Here is a 17413-nt window from a genome sequence, read left to right on the forward strand (position 1 = left end):
AGTCGGACTCAATTCACTGCTTGAGGTTGGGTAGCCATCGCCAGGTTCCTGGGATTGGCCAGCCACAGCTTCAGGTTGTCCAGCGACAGCGGGCGGCTGAACAGGTAGCCCTGGATCAGGTCGCAATGGTTCTCGCGCAGAAAACCCAGTTGTTGGGCGGTTTCCACACCTTCGGCGACCACCTTGAGTTGCAGCTTGTGGGCCATGGCGATGATCGCGGCGGTGATCGCCATGTCGTTCTCCTCGGCGGGTATGTCGCGCACGAAGGCGCGATCCACCTTGAGGGTGTCCACCGGTAGGCGGCGCAAGTAGGCCAGCGATGAGTAACCGCTGCCGAAGTCATCGATGGAGATGCTCACGCCCAGCGCGCGAATGGCTTCCAGGATTTCTACCGCGGAGTTGAGATTGCCCATCAGCGCATTCTCCGTGACCTCAAGAGCCAGCGCTCGCGGGTTCAGCCCTGAGCGTTGCAGCTCGATGCCGAGCACCAGCGGCAGGTTGAGGTTGGTGAGGTTAAGCGCTGAGCAATTCACCGCAACGCGCAAGTCCCTATGCCCGGCGTCGTGCAATTCCTTGAGATCGCGGCAGGCGCGGCGGGTCACCCAGGTATCCAGTTCGGCGATGAAACCGTGCTGCTCGGCGATGGTTACGAAGCGCTCAGGGCTGATCATGCCGTGCAGCGGATGGCGCCAGCGCGCCACGGCTTCCAGGCTGACCACGCGGCTGGCATCGCAGGCGACGATGGGCTGGTAGTGAACCTCCAGGGCGTCCTCGTTGAGGGCACGGCGCAAGTCCTGCTCCAGGGTCAGGTTCTCGTGGGCACGCAGTTCGAGATCAGCACTGAAGCGCTGCCAGCGATTGCGGCCATTCTCCTTGCAGTGACCCAGGGCGAGGCCGGCGTTGCGCAGCAGCTCTTCGTGGTTTTCACCGTCCTGTGGATACAGGCTGATACCCAGGCTGGCCGTAACGCGCAGCTGGCCGCTGGGCAGGCTGATGGGTGCACGTATATGGCCCAGCAGGCGGTCGGCCAGCTCACCTGCGCGAGCGCCATCCTGCAGGGGGCTGAGAATGCAGAACTCGTCGCCGGAGTAGCGTGCCAGCAGATCCTGGTCGTGCAAGGCCGTGCGCAGGCGTTGGGCGACCTGTTGCAGCACCTGGTCCCCGGCGCCGTGACCCAGGCTGTCATTGATACGCTTGAAACTATCCAGGCCAATGAACAGGACGGCGAGCGTGCCCTGGCCTGCGTGCTCCGCCAGCAAGCTGCTGGTCATCCGGGTGAAGGCGCGGCCGTTGAACAGGTTGGTTAGTGGGTCGTGGTGGGTGGCGGTATTGAGCTGATCGGCGGCCATGCGCAAACGGCGTCGTTGCTCCCGAAGGCGCTGCTCGGCCCAGACGGCGCCCAGGCCGGCGACTATCACCAGCAGCGCGATGACGCCAATGGCGATGCCGAGCAGGGTCTGGTTGGTATGGCCAGCGGAGTCCAGGGTCAGTTGGATATCGCGCGGGACTGTCAGGGTCAGCGCCGCCATGCCGGTGAAGTGCATGGAGACGATGGCGGCCCCCATCATCGCGCTCGCAGCCAGGCGCAGGCGCCCAAGGCCTTTGTCGTTTCGTTCGCGGAAGTAGAAGGCAAGCAGCAGAGCGGCCAGCGCCGCACCAATGGCTATGGCTAGCGACAGGGAGAAGAGCAACGGGTCGTAGTAGAGCGATGCCGCGGAGCGGATCGCCGCCATGCCGCTGTAGTGCATGGTGGCAATGCCGATGCCTGCTGTGATCGCTGCCAGCAGGTACTGCCAGGGTCTCAGGCGCTCGCGTCCGATCACTCGCATCACCACATAGGACACCGCGATTGCGATCAGCAGCGAAAGCAGCGTGACACCCGGCGCATAGGAGATGACGAGGGGCGCGCGGAAGGCAAGCATGGCAATGAAGTGCATCGACCATATGCCGCCGCCCAGGGAGAGGGCGCCCACCCAGCGCCAGAGCTCGCGTCCAAACAGGGCACTGCTGTGGCTGACTCGGCGCGCCATGGCCAGGGCGGTGAACGCGGCGGCGCAAGCCACCAGATAGGAGAGCAGTACCAGTGGTGTGGAGTGGCTGCAGTCCAGCAGGGCGATCTGGTCTTCAGGGATGGCGCGGGCGTGGGTCAGGAAGAGCATCGGCGGCGGGGTCCTTCGGGTGCGGACCCGCCATGGGGTGGCACACTGGCATTTTGCCCGCAGTCTAGGCAGTTCCGGCAGCCAAGGCCATGGGCGATGCAGCCGGCCGTCGGACCTGGAGCGATGGTCGAGGGCTCAGCCGCAGAGGTAGGTGCCAGTGCCAACCGCAACCAAAGTGCCGTCGTCGGCGTGCAGTTCCGAACGCACCACGGCAACCTTGTTTCCCGAGCGGAGTAGCACGGCGGTGGCGGTGAAGTGCTGGCCACGACCAGGTCGCAGGTAATCGATGCGCAGGTCGATGGTGCCGAGCTTGGATAGCCGCCCCATGCGCTCCGCTGTGGATAAGTGCTGGTGCCGTTCGAAGGCACCGATCAGCGCCATGGCTCCGCCGACTACATCGAGCAGGCTGGAAATCACTCCACCGTGCAGGATGCCGTGGACGAAATTGCCGATCAGCTCGTCCTTCATCGGCAGGTGCATCACCACCTTCTCGGTGCTCATCTCTCCTAGCTGAATGCCGAGCACGCGGTTGAATGGAATGCGTTCGAAGAAGCCGGCGACGGCTTGCTGGAGTTCGGGGGTGAGGATGAAATCGGTCTGGCTCATGACGCCTCCTGGGAACATCGATTGGCTCGACGCTGCCTCAGGAGTGGTCGGGGTGCCAAGGGGGGCGGCGGGAGTGGCAGGTGGATTGGCCGGATCGACACGGAGCGGGTAGCCGAAGCCACCCGCCCGAGGTATCAGTGGGCCAGTTCCAGTACGCGGTCCACCAGCTTGTAGATACCGCCGGCGGCTTCGCTGATGGATTGGGCGAGCATGTAGGCTGGGGTGGTCACCAGCTTGCGTTTCTGGTCTTCGACGATTTCACCAACCACGCATTCCACATGCTGCGCGCCCATCTCGGCCAGGGCTGCCGCGGTGCCAGCGTCATTGCCGATGGTGCAGCTCACGCCTTCGCCGTAGATCTTCGCCGCCAGGGCTGGGGCGATGCAGATCAGGCCAACTGGCTTGCCGGCTTCGGCGAAACCGCGGGCGGCGGCCAGTACGTCGGGCTGCACGGTGCAGTTGGCGCCGCTGATGGCGAAGTCGGAGAGGTTCTTCGCCGCGCCGAAGCCGCCGGGAATGATCAGGGCGTCGAAGTCGTCGGCTTTCAGTTCGCGCACGTCGCTGATCTCGCCGCGGGCGATACGCGCCGATTCCACCAGCACGTTACGGCTTTCCGGCATCTCTTCGCCGGTAGTGTGGTTGATCACGTGGTGCTGGGCGATGTTCGGCGCGAAGCACTGGACCTTGGCACCGCGCTGGTCCAGGCGCAGCAGGGTGATCACACTCTCGTGGATCTCCGCACCATCGTAAACGCCACAGCCGGACAGGATCACGGCAACTTTCTTGGTCATGGACATCTCCAGGTCATTGGGGGGGTGGTCCCAGGTTCTCGCGCAGGAACGCCAGTGCGCGTCGCTGGGCATCCTGGGCCAGGCCGGGTTGGTAGGTATTCAGGTCGCTGCGCTGATCGAATACATGGTCGGCGTTGCCGTACTGCACCAGTTCCAGGCGCTCGCCATCGAGGCTATCGAGGGCCGAAAGGCATTGCTGGTGGTCGGTGATGTGGTCCTTCGCGCCGAGGAACATCAGCACAGGGGCGCTATGTCCGAGACCGTCGCGCAGGTGGGCGGGGAATCCGCAGTAGGGGTAGTAGGCGATCACGCCGCGCACACCGGCCAGTGCACCTCTGCCGGTGGCGGGGAAACCGTGGCCGGCGCTGCCGTCGTAGGAGAGCGCATCGAGGATGGTCCAGCCTCCGTGTGAGTATCCGAGCAGGGCCAGCTTGCTGCTGTCGATCGCCGGGTTCTGCCGCGCCAACGCCAGCGCAGCGTAGACATCGACGGCGCGTTCGTTGCCCCACAGACGCTTGCCGTCGCAGACCGGGCGCCAGTCCTTGATGCCGCGGGCAGCATGGCTGTCGACGAACATCACGGCGTAGCCGGCGGGGAGCAGCCAGGCTTTCACGTTGCGCATGAACAGCGGGCTCTGGCCGCTGCAGCCGTGAAACACCATTACGGTGGGGAAAGGGCCGTTGCCTTGCGGAGTGAACAGGCTGAGGTGCGGTGCCAGGCGCTGTTCCGCCGCCGACAGGTCGGCGGTCTGCGGCAGCAGGGCATCACGATAGGGATAGAGTCCGAGCAGGGCGGCGCAGGCCAGGAGAAGCAGGGCGATCAGGGCGGGTTTCAGAAGTTTTCGCATGCTGTCGTCATATGCCGCTTGGGTTGGCACGCCATGCCGGGAAGCCGGACGGGCTGTGGGAGTAGCATCCCGGGTACTGGATGAATGTCGTCATTTCGTGGCGGCATTTCGTACAGGCCCTGACGAGCAATCCTAGCAGGCTGGGGAATCGGGCCGCGAGCGCCGCGCCGCCCGCTTCACCGTCTGTGGGTCACCGGACAAGAACTACGATAAGGGTTGTCCCATGAATTACGTGCTTTATGCCGTGCCTTTCTTCTTCCTGCTGATCGGCATCGAACTGATGGTCGACCGTTGGCGTGGGATGCGCACTTACCGTACCGCCGATGCCCTGAACAGCCTGAGCGCTGGCGTGCTGTCCACCACCAGCGGCCTGCTGACCAAGGTGGTGGGGCTGCTGACCTACACCTTCGCCTGGCAACACATGGCCCTGTTCGAGCTGTCGGCGTCGAGCCTCTGGGTGTGGCTGCTGGCCTTCGTTTTCTATGATTTCTGTTACTACTGGAACCACCGACTGGGCCATGAGCGCAACGTCCTCTGGGCCGCCCACTCGGTGCACCACCAGAGTGAGGAGTACAACCTCTCCACCGCCCTGCGGCAGACCAGCACGGGCTTTCTTTTCGGTTGGATTTTCTACCTGCCGATGGCCGCTGCCGGTGTACCTCCGCTGGTGTTCCTCAGCGTCGGTGCGCTGAACCTGCTCTACCAGTTCTGGGTGCACACCCGGCATGTGCCCAAGCTGGGCTGGTTCGAATGGTTCTTCATCACACCGTCCAACCATCGGGTCCACCATGCGCAGAACCCGGTGTACATGGATCGCAATTACGGCGGCGTGTTCATCCTCTGGGATCGCCTGTTCGGTACCTTCCAGGAAGAGCTGGAAGAGGAGCCGGTAATCTTCGGCGTGACCACGCCGCTGGCCAGCTGGAACCCGCTCTGGGCCAACCTGCAGTTCTATGTGCAGCTCTGGCGAGATGCCGCGCGTGCTGAGTCCCGGTGGGACAAGCTGCGTATCTGGTTCATGCGTACCGGCTGGCGCCCGGCGGATGTCGCCGCGCGTTATCCACAGGCCAAGCCGGACCTGTCGCTCTTCGTCAAATTCGAGGTGCCGCTGGGGCTGCCTCAGAAGTGGTACGCCGGCCTTCAGTTCGCACTCTACGTAGTGGCCGGGACCTGGCTGCTGGGGACCGGCAGCGAGGTTTCAGTGGCCGGGCTGCTGCTGGCCTGGGCCTGGATGGCCTTCGGTCTCTACGTCATCGGTAGCTGGCTGGAGAACCGCCCGTGGGCGCGTTGGCTGGAAGTGACGCGATTGGCAGTGAACTGGCCGGTGTTCTCGGCCTTTACGGTGCTGGGATTGCTGCCGATGGGAGCGGCGGGGTGGGGCCTGCTCGCGCTCTACAGCCTGGTCAGTCTGGCCGCGCTGTTCGGCCTGCCGCGCCGCGCGGCGGCGCTGGCGGTCTGATCAGCTGTTCTTGCCGTTGTTACGCAGGCGGCGCCTCAGCCAGAGGAGGCCGCCGATGGCCACCAGAGCGCCGAGTACCATCAGCTCGTAGCGCTTGAGGTTGCCGAGCATTCCTTCCAGCACGGCGCCGAAGTGGAACGCGGCGAATCCCAGGGCCAGGGCCCAGATCAAGGCGCCGATGCCGTTCAGGATCAGGTAACGCAGTGGCGGATAGCCGGACAGGCCGATGGCCACCGGCATCACGGTGCGCAACCCGTAGACGAAGCGGAAGCTCAGGACCCAGATATCCGGGTGACGGCGGATGTGCGCCAGAGCGCGGTCGCCCATGGCTTGCCAACGCGGCTTGCGGGCAAGGATCTGACGACCCTTGTGGCGGCCCAGGTAGTACCAGAGCTGGTCGCCGGCATAGCTGCCGAAGAACGCCGTGGCAACCACGGCGTTGATGTCCATGTAGCCCCGGAAGGCGAGGAAGCCGGCCAGGACCAGGATCGTCTCACCCTCGAAGAACGTGCCGAGGAAGAGGGCGAAATAACCGAAATCCTGGAGAAATTGTTGCAGCATGGTTGGGTTGCGCAGCGAAATGAACGCGCAGCCTAACCGGGATGACGCCCTGGGAAAAGCTCCGACCTCCGGTGAATGCCATCAGATTGACCACGGACAATCCCCGAATGCCGCCACAAGGCCCGTACGCCGGTCGACGTGACCACGGGTCACTGTGCCGCATTGTTACCATTCGGTCATAATCGGCCCTTATATTTGTCACACTGCGTCCGTTCCGGGCCCTGGAGTCTGCTGTGAGCTTTACCCCCGCCAACCGCCTGTTTCCCGCAACCCGCCTGCGCCGCAACCGTCGTGATGATTTTTCCCGCCGCCTGGTGCGCGAGAACGTCCTGACTATCGACGACCTGATCCTGCCGGTATTCGTGCTGGACGGTGAGAACCGCCGCGAAGCCGTGCCGTCGATGCCCGGCGTCGAGCGCCTGTCCATCGACCTGTTGCTCAAGGAAGCCGAGGCCTGGGTCGAGTTGGGGATTCCGGCGCTGGCGCTGTTCCCGGTGACTCCTCTGGAGAAGAAATCCCTCGATGGCGCCGAAGCGTGGAACCCGGACGGCATTGCCCAGCGCGCCATCCGCGCCCTGCGTGACCGCTTCCCGGAATTGGGCGTGATCAGCGACGTCGCCCTGGACCCCTTCACCACCCACGGCCAGGACGGCATCCTCGACGAAAATGGCTATGTGCAGAACGACATCACTGTCGATGCACTGGTCAAGCAGGCGCTGTCCCACGCCGAGGCCGGCGCCCAGGTGGTAGCACCCTCGGACATGATGGATGGCCGTATCCAGGCAATTCGCGAAGCCCTGGAACTGGCTGATTTCCCCAACGTGCGCATCATGGCCTACTCGGCCAAGTACGCCAGCGCCTACTACGGTCCCTTCCGTGATGCGGTCGGCTCTGCAGCCAACCTTGGCAAGGGCAACAAGGCCAGCTACCAGATGGACCCGGCCAACACCGACGAGGCCCTGCATGAAGTGGCCGCGGACCTGGCCGAAGGCGCCGACATGGTGATGGTCAAGCCGGGCATGCCTTACCTCGACATCGTTCGTCGGGTGAAGGATGAATTCCGCGTGCCGACTTTTGTCTACCAGGTCAGCGGCGAGTACGCCATGCACATGGCAGCCATCCAGAACGGCTGGCTGAGCGAGGCGGTGATCCTCGAATCCCTGGTCGCCTTCAAACGCGCCGGCGCGGATGGCATCCTCACCTATTTCGCCGTACGCGCCGCAGAAATGCTCAAGACGGGAGCCTGATCTCCCCCCAGGAACTGCAGATGAACACCGAAGGACTCAACCCCAGCGCATTGCTCGAACCCCTGAAGGAAGCCACCGAAGTTCCGGTGGTCCCTCCGGCTCCCGAGGCCCCCGCCCCCGCCCCCGCGCCAGTCGCAGAAGCGGTGCCTGCCCCGGCCCCCGCGCCGGCGCCATTGGTGGTGCCGAGCCTGGATGACAGCAGCCTGTACATCCACCGTGAGCTGTCCCAGTTGCAGTTCAACATCCGCGTGCTGGAACAGGCGCTGGATGAGTCCTATCCGTTGCTCGAACGTCTGAAGTTCCTGCTGATTTTTTCCAGCAACCTCGATGAGTTCTTCGAGATTCGCGTCGCCGGCCTGAAGAAGCAGATCACCTTCGCCCGCGAGCAGGCTGGCGCCGACGGACTGCTGCCGCATCAGGCCATGGCGCGTATCAGCGAGCTGGTGCACGAACAGGTGACCCGCCAGTACAGCATCCTCAACGACATCTTGTTGCCGGAGCTGGCCAAGCACCAGGTCAACTTCATCCGTCGCCGTTACTGGACCGCCAAGTTGAAGGCCTGGGTGCGTCGCTACTTCCGTGACGAGATCGCGCCGATCATCACCCCCATCGGCCTGGACCCGACGCACCCCTTCCCGTTGCTGGTGAACAAGAGCCTGAACTTTATCGTCGAGCTGGAGGGGGTGGATGCCTTCGGCCGCGACTCAGGCCTGGCCATTATCCCTGCTCCGCGCTTGCTGCCGCGGGTCATCCGGGTGCCGGAAGACATCGGTGGGCCGGGGGACAACTTCGTATTCCTGTCTTCGATGATCCACGCCCATGCCGATGACCTCTTCCCCGGCATGAAGGTGAAAGGCTGCTACCAGTTCCGGCTGACCCGTAACGCCGACCTCTCGGTGGACACCGAGGACGTCGACGACCTGGCCCGCGCGCTGCGTGGCGAGCTCTTCTCGCGCCGCTACGGTGACGCGGTGCGCCTGGAAGTGGCGGACACCTGCCCGAAAAACCTCTCGGATTACCTGCTCAAGCAGTTCAACCTGGGCGAGAGCGAGCTGTACCAGGTCAATGGCCCGGTGAACCTGACCCGCCTGTTCAGCATCACCGGTCTGGAAAGCCACCCGGAGCTGCAGCACCCGACCTTTACGCCGGTCATCCCCAAGCTGCTGCAGAAGGCCGAGAACCTGTTCAGCGTGGTGGGTAAACAGGACATCCTGCTGTTGCACCCCTTCGAGTCCTTCACCCCGGTGGTGGACTTCCTGCGCCAGGCCGCCAAGGATCCCAACGTCCTGGCGATCAAGCAGACCCTGTACCGCGCCGGTGCCAACTCCGAGATCGTCGACTCCCTGGTGGAGGCGGCGCGCAACGGCAAGGAGGTCACTGTGGTGATCGAACTGCGGGCGCGCTTCGATGAGGAGTCCAACCTGCAACTGGCCAGCCGACTGCAGCAGGCCGGTGCCGTGGTGATCTACGGCGTGGTGGGTTTCAAGACTCACGCCAAGATGATGCTGATCCTGCGGCGCGAGAACGGCGAGCTGCGCCGCTACGCGCACCTGGGTACCGGTAACTACCACGCCGGCAACGCGCGCCTGTACACCGACTACAGCATGCTGACGGCCGATGACGCGCTCTGCGAGGACCTGCACAAGCTGTTCAACCAATTGATCGGCATGGGCAAGACGCTGCGCATGAAGAAGCTGCTGCACGCGCCCTTCACCTTGAAGAAGACCTTGCTCGACATGATCGCCCGCGAGGCGCTGCACGCCAGCGAGGGCAAGCCGGCGCACATCATGGTCAAGGTCAACGCGCTGACCGATCCCAAGGTCATTCGCGCGCTGTACAAGGCCAGCCAGAGCGGTGTGCGAATCGACCTCGTCGTTCGCGGCATGTGCTGCCTGCGCCCGGGAATCCCAGGTGTGTCGCACAACATCCAGGTTCGTTCGATCATCGGTCGCTTCCTTGAGCACAGCCGGATCTACTACTTCCTCAACGGTGGCGACGAGAAGATGTACCTCTCCAGCGCCGACTGGATGGAGCGCAACCTCGACATGCGCGTCGAGACCTGCTTCCCCGTGGAAGGCAAGAAGCTGCTCACCCGCGTGAAGAAAGAGCTCGAGGCCTACATCAGCGACAACACCCAGAGCTGGGTGCTGCAGCCGGATGGCCGCTACCTGCGCAACAGCCCGAGTGGCAACCAGAACTCGCGCAACGCCCAGGCCACCCTGCTGGACAAGCTGACCAACCCGCCAATCAGCGCACGCTGATCGCGCAAATGAAAACGGGGCCCGCGGGCCCCGTTCTCGTTTCTGCGATTCTCGGCTTCAGCTCACCTTGAGCACGAAGTCGATGCGTTTCAGCCACTCGGCTTCCTGCTCGAAGTCCGCCTGGGTCAATGGATTGGCCTCTAGCCAGTCCTTCGGGAACTGCACTTCGAAGTTGTTGCCGGAGGCCCGGAGCTGGACTCTGGGCATGGCCGAGGTGCCACGAATGTGGTGGAAGAGAATGGCAAAGCGCAGCAGCACGCAAAGGCGCAGCAGCTTCACACCTTCCTCGCCGAATTCGGCGAACCTGTCCTTCGGGATATTGCGGCGGTGGCCGCGCACCAGCAGGGCGAGCATCAACTGGTCCTGACGGGAAAAGCCGGGCAGGTCCGAGTGCTCAATCAGATAGGCGCCATGCTTGTGGTACTGGTAGTGGGCGATGTCCATGCCGATTTCATGAACGCGCGCGCCCCACAGCAGCAGGTCACGATGCCAGTCATCGTCAAGTCCCCAGCTGTCGGCGACCTGCTCCAGGGATGCAAGGGCCTTGGCTTCGACCCGAGCGGCCTGCTCGAGGTCCACATGGCAGCGCTCCATCAGCGCGCTCAAGGTGCGCTCGCGCACGTCCTCGTGGTGGTGGCGGCCGAGCAGGTCGTAGAGCACGCCTTCGCGCAGGGCCCCTTCGGAGTGGTTCATGTGCTTGAGTTCGAGCGCCTCGAAGATGGCCTCGGTGATCGCCAGGCCGGCAGGGAAGATCGGTCTGCGGTCCGGCTTGATGCCGTCGATGTCGAGCTTCTCCACGTCGCCCAGCTTGAACAGCTTGCGCTTGAGCCAGGCCAACCCTTCCGGGTTGATCTCGCCATTACCGAGCCCAGCGGCCTGGATCGCCAGGCCTACTGCGCGGATGGTGCCGGAGGCGCCCACGGCTTCCTGCCAGCCGAGGCGGCGCAGACTGTACTCGATGCCCATCAACTCGAGGCGAGCGGCGGTGTAGGCCTGGGCATAGCGGGCCGGAGTGATCTTGCCGTCGCGGAAATAGCGCTGGGTGTAGCTCACGCAACCCATCTGAAGGCTTTCCCGCAGTTGCGATTCGAAGCGCTGGCCGATGATGAACTCGGTGCTGCCGCCGCCGATGTCAGCCACCAGTCGACGACCGGGGGTGTCCGGCAGGGTGTGGGAGACGCCCAGGTAGATGAGGCGCGCTTCCTCGCGGCCAGAGATGACTTCCACCGGGTGTCCGAGGACTTCTTCGGCGCGGCGGATGAACTCGGCACGGTTGTGCGCTTCGCGTAGGGCGTTGGTGCCGACGATGCGAACCGCGCCTTCCGGCAGCCCGGCGATCATCTGGGCGAAGCGGCGCAGGCAGTCGATGCCGCGCTGCATGGACTCTTCATTTAGGTTGCGGTCTTCGTCCAGGCCTGCCGCCAACTGCACCTTGTCGCCGAGCCGTTCCAGGATTCGGATCTCGCCATGGTCGACCTTCGCCACCACCATGTGGAAGCTGTTCGAGCCGAGGTCGATGGCGGCGATCAGGGACGGGATTTCGGCGGGCTTCTGCGGCATGGTTTCGGGTCTCGAGGCTGAACCGCGCAATCCTGCCACGGTTGTCCGGTCGCGCCAATGCGAATAGCGGTACATTCGTGCCAGTATTACGCGGACCGCGAACAGTGGTTGGGATGCGGCTTTCTCTGGCGAATAGCTGGCTGTGCACACTATAGGTGGGATATGACAGTCGCGCGTCACCGCGGCCGACGGTCCGCCCGAGCGGCGCGTGGGTCGGATGCCGAATTGACGTTGGCGCCCCCATCCATCAGTTTTGCCCAGCATCGCCATAGCAAAGCTCAATCGCCCTTGGCTTTCGGTCCTGGGAAAGCCGGGATATGATGGCTCCACTTTTTTGCTTCCGAACCACGGAGATCATTCCATGAGCGAATTCATCACCAACGTCACCGATGCCAGCTTCGAGCAGGACGTGCTCAAAGCCGACGGCGCGGTGCTGGTCGACTACTGGGCCGAGTGGTGCGGTCCGTGCAAAATGATTGCTCCGGTCCTCGACGAAATCGCCAAGGACTACCAGGGCAAACTGAAAGTCTGCAAGCTGAACATCGACGAGAACCAGGACACTCCGCCGAAGTACGGCGTGCGTGGCATCCCGACCCTGATGCTGTTCAAGAACGGCAACGTCGAAGCGACCAAGGTTGGCGCCCTGTCCAAGTCCCAACTGGCTGCCTTCCTCGACGCCAACATCTGATGTTGCGCGGCCTTCAGCGCCGCCGGAACAGCTTCAGAAGCGTCCCGAAGAAGCCCCGCGAAATGCGGGGCTTTTTCATTGGAGTGCACTAGACTCCCCGTTGCGCTGGTGTTACATTCGGACCGCTGCTTTTTCTTGCAGCCCTCCACGCCGTCGCCGACGCACTCCTATTCGAATAAGCACAGCGATCCTGTCGCCTTCTCTGCGGCGCGGCCTAAAAAGCTCAAAGCTTTCCCTTCTCCATTCTATCTACGTCATTCCTATGAATCTGACCGAACTCAAGCAAAAGCCGATTGGCGAACTTCTGGAAATGTCCGACGCAATGGGCCTGGAGAACATGGCCCGTTCGCGCAAGCAGGACATCATCTTCGCCCTGCTGAAAAAGCACGCGAAGAGCGGCGAGGAGATCTCCGGTGATGGCGTGCTGGAGATTCTCCAGGACGGCTTCGGCTTCCTGCGCTCCGCCGACTCTTCCTACCTGGCCGGCCCTGACGACATCTACGTCTCGCCCAGCCAGATCCGTCGCTTCAACCTGCGCACGGGCGACACTATCGTCGGCAAGATTCGTCCGCCCAAGGAAGGCGAGCGTTACTTCGCGTTGCTCAAGGTCGACTCCATCAACTACGACCGCCCCGAGAACGCCAAGAACAAGATCCTGTTCGAGAACCTCACGCCCCTGTTCCCCAATGAGCGCCTGAAGATGGAGGCCGGCAACGGCTCCACCGAAGACCTCACCGGCCGTGTGATCGATCTCTGCGCACCGATCGGCAAGGGCCAGCGCGGCCTGATCGTGGCACCGCCGAAAGCGGGCAAGACGATCATGCTGCAGAACATCGCGGCCAACATCACCCGCAACAACCCCGAGTGCCACCTGATCGTCCTACTGATCGACGAGCGCCCGGAAGAAGTGACCGAGATGCAGCGCACCGTGCGCGGTGAAGTGGTCGCCTCCACCTTCGACGAGCCGCCGACTCGCCACGTGCAGGTTGCCGAGATGGTGATCGAGAAGGCCAAGCGCCTGGTCGAGCACAAGAAGGACGTGGTCATCCTGCTGGACTCCATTACCCGTCTGGCGCGTGCCTACAACACCGTGATCCCGAGCTCCGGCAAGGTGCTCACCGGTGGTGTCGACGCCCACGCCCTGGAGAAGCCCAAGCGCTTCTTCGGTGCCGCGCGCAACATCGAGGAAGGCGGCTCGCTGACCATCCTCGCCACCGCGCTGGTAGAAACCGGTTCGAAGATGGATGAAGTCATCTACGAAGAGTTCAAGGGCACCGGCAACATGGAACTGCCGCTGGACCGTCGCATTGCCGAGAAGCGCGTGTTCCCGGCCATCAACATCAACAAGTCCGGTACCCGCCGCGAAGAGCTGCTGACTGCTGAAGACGAGCTGCAGCGCATGTGGATCCTGCGCAAGCTGCTGCACCCGATGGATGAGATCGCCGCCATCGAGTTCCTGCTCGACAAGCTGAAAGACACCAAGACCAACGACGAATTCTTCCTCTCGATGAAGCGCAAGTAAGTCTTGGATGTGCCGCAAAAGCCGGGGAAACCCGGCTTTTGCATTTCTGCACTGGCCCTTTGTTCTTCTGAATAACCCAGTTCGGCGCTAAACTTTGCGCCCCGACCTGCACGCCCCAAGAGGCTCAAGCATGCAGTATCGCGATCTGCGCGACTTTATCAGCGGCCTGGAGCAGCGCGGCGAGCTCAAGCGCATCGCCACTCCAGTGTCACCGGTGCTGGAAATGACCGAAATCTGCGACCGCACCCTGCGCAAGCAGGGCCCGGCGCTGTTGTTCGAAAAGCCCACCGGCTTCGACATTCCGGTGCTCGGCAACCTCTTTGGCACTCCCGGCCGAGTGGCCTTGGTGATGGGCGCCGAGGACGTCGGCGAGCTGCGCGAGATCGGCAAGCTGCTGGCCTTCCTCAAGGAGCCCGAGCCGCCCAAGGGTCTCAAGGACGCCTGGTCCAAGCTGCCGATCTTCAAGAAGGTCATCGCCATGGCGCCCAAGGTGCTGAAGGATGGCCCATGCCAGGAAGTGGTGGAGGAGGGCGACGATGTCGACCTCACCAGGCTGCCGGTGCAAACCTGCTGGCCGGGCGACGTCGCCCCGCTGATTACCTGGGGCCTGACCGTCACCCGCGGCCCGAACAAGGAGCGCCAGAACCTCGGCATCTATCGCCAGCAGGTGATCGGCCGCAACAAGGTCATCATGCGCTGGCTAAGCCACCGCGGCGGCGCGCTGGATTATCGCGAGTGGTGCGCCAAACACCCTGGCCAGCCGTTCCCTGTCGCGGTAGCCCTCGGCGCGGATCCGGCGACCATCCTCGGCGCCGTGACGCCCGTGCCGGACTCCCTTTCCGAATATGCCTTCGCCGGCCTGCTGCGGGACAACCGTACCGAACTGGTGAAATGCCTTGGCAGTGACCTGCAGGTGCCGGCCAGCGCGGAGATTGTTCTTGAGGGGGTGATCCACCCTGGAGAGATGGCTGACGAAGGTCCCTATGGTGACCACACCGGCTACTACAACGAAGTGGATCGCTTCCCGGTGTTCACCGTGGAACGCATCACTCGCCGGCAGAAACCTATCTACCACAGCACCTACACCGGCCGGCCGCCGGATGAGCCGGCCATCCTCGGCGTGGCGCTGAACGAAGTCTTCGTGCCGATCCTGCAGAAACAGTTCCCCGAGATCGTCGATTTCTACCTGCCGCCGGAAGGTTGCTCCTACCGCATGGCGGTGGTGACCATGAAGAAGCAGTATCCCGGCCACGCCAAGCGCGTAATGCTGGGTGTCTGGTCGTTCCTGCGACAGTTCATGTACACCAAGTTCGTCATAGTCACCGATGACGACGTCAATGCGCGGGACTGGAACGACGTGATCTGGGCCATCACCACGCGCATGGACCCCAAGCGCGACACGGTGATGATCGACAACACGCCGATCGACTACCTGGACTTCGCCTCGCCCATCTCAGGCCTCGGCTCGAAGATGGGCCTGGACGCCACTCACAAGTGGCCGGGCGAGACCAACCGCGAATGGGGTCGGGTAATCGTCCAGGACGAAGCGGTCAAGCGCCGCGTCGACGAGCTGTGGTCCTCTCTGGGAATCGACTGATGCGTGTCACTCTGCAACCCTCCGGCGCAATCATCCAGACAGCTCCCAGCGAGCGCATCCTGGATGCGGCGCGTCGGCTCGGCTACGAGTGCCCGCAAAGCTGCCGCAACGGGAACTGTCATGTTTGCGCGGCCCTGCTGGTGGAAGGACGAGTACTCCAGAACGGCGCAGAACTGACGCAGGGCGAGCTGTTCACCTGCCTGGCCGAGCCCCTTGAAGACTGCGTCCTGCACTGGGATGGTGTGCTGGCGCCGGGTGAATTACCGGTGCGAAGCCTGAGTTGCCAGCTCACCGAGTGTTCGTCCGTGGGGGGCGATGTCTGGCGTGTGCGCCTGCGTGCCCCGGCAGGCAAGCCGCCGCGCTATCACGCTGGCCAGTACCTGTTGATCGAACGGGACGACGGCGAGTCCTCAGCCTTTTCCATGGCTTCGGCGCCCAGCGCCGGGCGGGATATCGAACTGCACATTCTCGGTCGTGAGAACAGCGCCAAGGCGCTGCTCGCGCAACTGCAGCGCACTCGTATGGCCAAGGTCCGCATGCCCTTCGGCGATACCCACCTGGCGGAGTTGCCGGAAGGTCCGCTGGTGCTGATTGCCGCAGGCACGGGGATGGGGCAGATACACAGTCTGATCGAACACTGCCGGGCCACCGGTTTCAAGCACCCGGTGCACCTCTACTGGGGCGTGCGCCAGCCGGAGGACTTCTACGAGTTGGTCCATTGGAGCGACTGGCAGGGTCTGGAAAACTTGATCCTGCACAAGGTGGTCAGCGACCCCTGTGATTGGCAGGGACGTCGCGGTCTGCTGCACGAAGTCGTGTGCGAGGACTTCCCTGACCTCAAGCAACTGCACGTCTACGCGAGCGGTTCCCCAGCGATGGTCTACGCCACCTTGGACGCCCTGGTTGCCGCAGGGATGGATGCCCATCAGATGCGCGCGGACGTGTTCGCCTACGCCCCGCGTTCCTGATTCCCGGACATCAAAAAAGACCGCCCTCGGGCGGTCTTTTTCATTCTTGTAGGGTGAAGTGTCAGCGTACCTCGACCACCACCTTGCCCACTGCCTGGCGCGTGGCCAGGGCATTGATGGCGTCGCTAGCGCGCTCCAGCGGGAACGTCTGGGACACCAGCGGCTTGAGTTTGCCTTCGGCATACCAGGCGAACAACTGCTGGAAGTTGGCCAGGTTGTCCTGGGGCTGACGCTGGGCGAACGAGCCCCAGAACACGCCAACCACCGAGGCGCCCTTGAGCAGGGCCAGGTTCACTGGAAGCTCGGGGATGCGGCCGCTGGCAAAACCCACCACCAGCAGGCGACCGTTCCAGTTGATCGAGCGCACGGCAGCATCGAACAGGTCGCCGCCGACCGGATCGTAGATCACGTCGGCGCCCTGGCCGCCTGTCAGCTCCTTGACGCGATCCTTGAGACTTTCTTCGCTGTAGTTGATCAGCGCATCGGCCCCGGCGGCCTTGGCCACTGCCAGTTTTTCCGCACTGCTGGCCGCAGCGATCACTCGTGCTCCCATCGCCTTGCCGATCTCCACCGCCGCCAGGCCTACACCGCCGGAGGCACCCAGCACCAGCAGGGTCTCGCCGGGTTGCAGGTTAGCGCGCTGCTTGAGCGCGTGCATCGACGTGCCGTAGGTCATGCCAAAAGCCGCGGCGGAATTGAAGTCGATACCCTTCGGAATCGGCATTACGTTGTAGGACGGCACGGCCACTTGCTCGGCGAAGCTGCCCCAGCCGGTCAGCGCCATCACGCGATCACCAGGCTTGAGGTGGCTGACCTTCTCACCCACCGCCGCGACCACTCCTGCCGCTTCACCACCCGGAGAGAACGGGAAGGGCGGCTTGAACTGGTACTTGCCTTCGATGATCAGCGTGTCGGGGAAGTTGACCGCCGCCGCATGGACGTCGATCAGGATCTCGTTCTTTTTGGGCTCGGGGCTGGCGACTTCCTCCAGCACCAGAGTATCGGCGGGACCGAAGGCTTTGCACAGGACGGCTTTCATCGCGGAGCTCCTTGGCTTGGGGCTCTGGCCCCGGGCATGTGGCCTTGCAGTGTAGGTTGGGGGGCAGGGCGGTCAATCAGCATGGCCGCGCCTGATAGGCCTGCATAA

The 17413-nt window shown here is 63.5% G+C and carries 14 protein-coding genes; 7 read left to right on the forward strand and 7 right to left on the reverse strand.

Going from position 1 to position 17413, the window contains the following annotated elements:
• Positions 1-8: 8 nt before the first annotated feature.
• From D6Z43_RS21070 to D6Z43_RS21085, 4 genes are all read right to left on the reverse strand, one after another.
• Entirely contained in the window at positions 9-2159 is a 2151-nt protein-coding gene (locus D6Z43_RS21070) for a bifunctional diguanylate cyclase/phosphodiesterase (protein ID WP_120653994.1), read from the reverse strand.
• A 135-nt stretch (positions 2160-2294) separates the two neighbouring features.
• Positions 2295-2765, reverse strand: a complete 471-nt coding sequence (locus D6Z43_RS21075; RefSeq protein ID WP_120653995.1) for a thioesterase family protein — start codon at positions 2763-2765, stop codon at positions 2295-2297.
• Positions 2766-2899: 134 nt separating this feature from the next.
• Positions 2900-3556 carry an isoprenoid biosynthesis glyoxalase ElbB gene (gene elbB / locus D6Z43_RS21080; protein ID WP_120653996.1) on the reverse strand — a complete coding sequence of 219 codons (657 nt, stop codon included), beginning with the start codon at positions 3554-3556 and terminating at the stop codon, positions 2900-2902.
• A 13-nt stretch (positions 3557-3569) separates the two neighbouring features.
• Entirely contained in the window at positions 3570-4403 is an 834-nt protein-coding gene (locus tag D6Z43_RS21085) for a dienelactone hydrolase family protein (RefSeq protein ID WP_120653997.1), read from the reverse strand.
• A gap of 223 nt (positions 4404-4626) precedes the next feature.
• On the opposite strand from D6Z43_RS21085, the gene D6Z43_RS21090 reads away from it, so the two are divergent.
• A complete protein-coding gene (locus D6Z43_RS21090; protein ID WP_120653998.1) occupies positions 4627-5862 on the forward strand; it encodes a sterol desaturase family protein in 1236 nt (411 codons plus the stop codon).
• Here D6Z43_RS21090 and D6Z43_RS21095 read toward each other — a convergent pair whose 3' ends face one another.
• Entirely contained in the window at positions 5863-6423 is a 561-nt protein-coding gene (locus D6Z43_RS21095) for a DedA family protein (protein ID WP_120653999.1), read from the reverse strand. It lies immediately after the preceding gene.
• Positions 6424-6656: 233 nt separating this feature from the next.
• On the opposite strand from D6Z43_RS21095, the gene hemB reads away from it, so the two are divergent.
• Complete coding sequence (gene hemB / locus D6Z43_RS21100) at positions 6657-7670, forward strand: porphobilinogen synthase (protein WP_120654000.1); 1014 nt, start codon at positions 6657-6659, stop codon at positions 7668-7670.
• 20 nt (positions 7671-7690) lie between these two features.
• Positions 7691-9931, forward strand: a complete 2241-nt coding sequence (gene ppk1, locus D6Z43_RS21105; RefSeq protein ID WP_120654001.1) for a polyphosphate kinase 1 — start codon at positions 7691-7693, stop codon at positions 9929-9931.
• A 57-nt stretch (positions 9932-9988) separates the two neighbouring features.
• Here the strand turns inward: ppk1 and ppx are convergent, their stop codons facing one another.
• Positions 9989-11491 (reverse strand): exopolyphosphatase, encoded by a 1503-nt coding sequence (ppx, locus tag D6Z43_RS21110; protein WP_120654002.1) that lies wholly within the window; start codon positions 11489-11491, stop codon positions 9989-9991.
• A gap of 361 nt (positions 11492-11852) precedes the next feature.
• Between ppx and trxA the strand changes: the two genes are divergently transcribed.
• From trxA to D6Z43_RS21130, 4 genes are all read left to right on the forward strand, one after another.
• On the forward strand, positions 11853-12179 hold the full coding sequence (gene trxA, locus D6Z43_RS21115; protein WP_003457525.1) for a thioredoxin TrxA: 327 nt from the start codon (positions 11853-11855) through the stop codon (positions 12177-12179).
• Between the two features lie 262 nt (positions 12180-12441).
• Positions 12442-13701: a transcription termination factor Rho gene (rho, locus tag D6Z43_RS21120; RefSeq protein ID WP_120654003.1), complete on the forward strand. Its 1260-nt coding sequence runs from the start codon at positions 12442-12444 to the stop codon at positions 13699-13701.
• Between the two features lie 130 nt (positions 13702-13831).
• Positions 13832-15298 carry a 4-hydroxy-3-polyprenylbenzoate decarboxylase gene (gene ubiD / locus D6Z43_RS21125; protein WP_120654004.1) on the forward strand — a complete coding sequence of 489 codons (1467 nt, stop codon included), beginning with the start codon at positions 13832-13834 and terminating at the stop codon, positions 15296-15298.
• Complete coding sequence (locus D6Z43_RS21130; protein ID WP_120654005.1) at positions 15298-16266, forward strand: CDP-6-deoxy-delta-3,4-glucoseen reductase; 969 nt, start codon at positions 15298-15300, stop codon at positions 16264-16266. The genes ubiD and D6Z43_RS21130 overlap by 1 nt, the downstream gene beginning before the upstream one ends.
• Before the next feature lie 61 nt (positions 16267-16327).
• On the opposite strand, the gene D6Z43_RS21135 is transcribed toward D6Z43_RS21130, so the two are convergent.
• Positions 16328-17305: an NADPH:quinone oxidoreductase family protein gene (locus tag D6Z43_RS21135; RefSeq protein WP_120654006.1), complete on the reverse strand. Its 978-nt coding sequence runs from the start codon at positions 17303-17305 to the stop codon at positions 16328-16330.
• Between the last annotated feature and the right edge of the window lie 108 nt (positions 17306-17413).

The sequence above is a fragment of the Pseudomonas sp. DY-1 genome (assembly GCF_003626975.1).
In the GTDB taxonomy this organism is placed as follows: domain Bacteria; phylum Pseudomonadota; class Gammaproteobacteria; order Pseudomonadales; family Pseudomonadaceae; genus Metapseudomonas.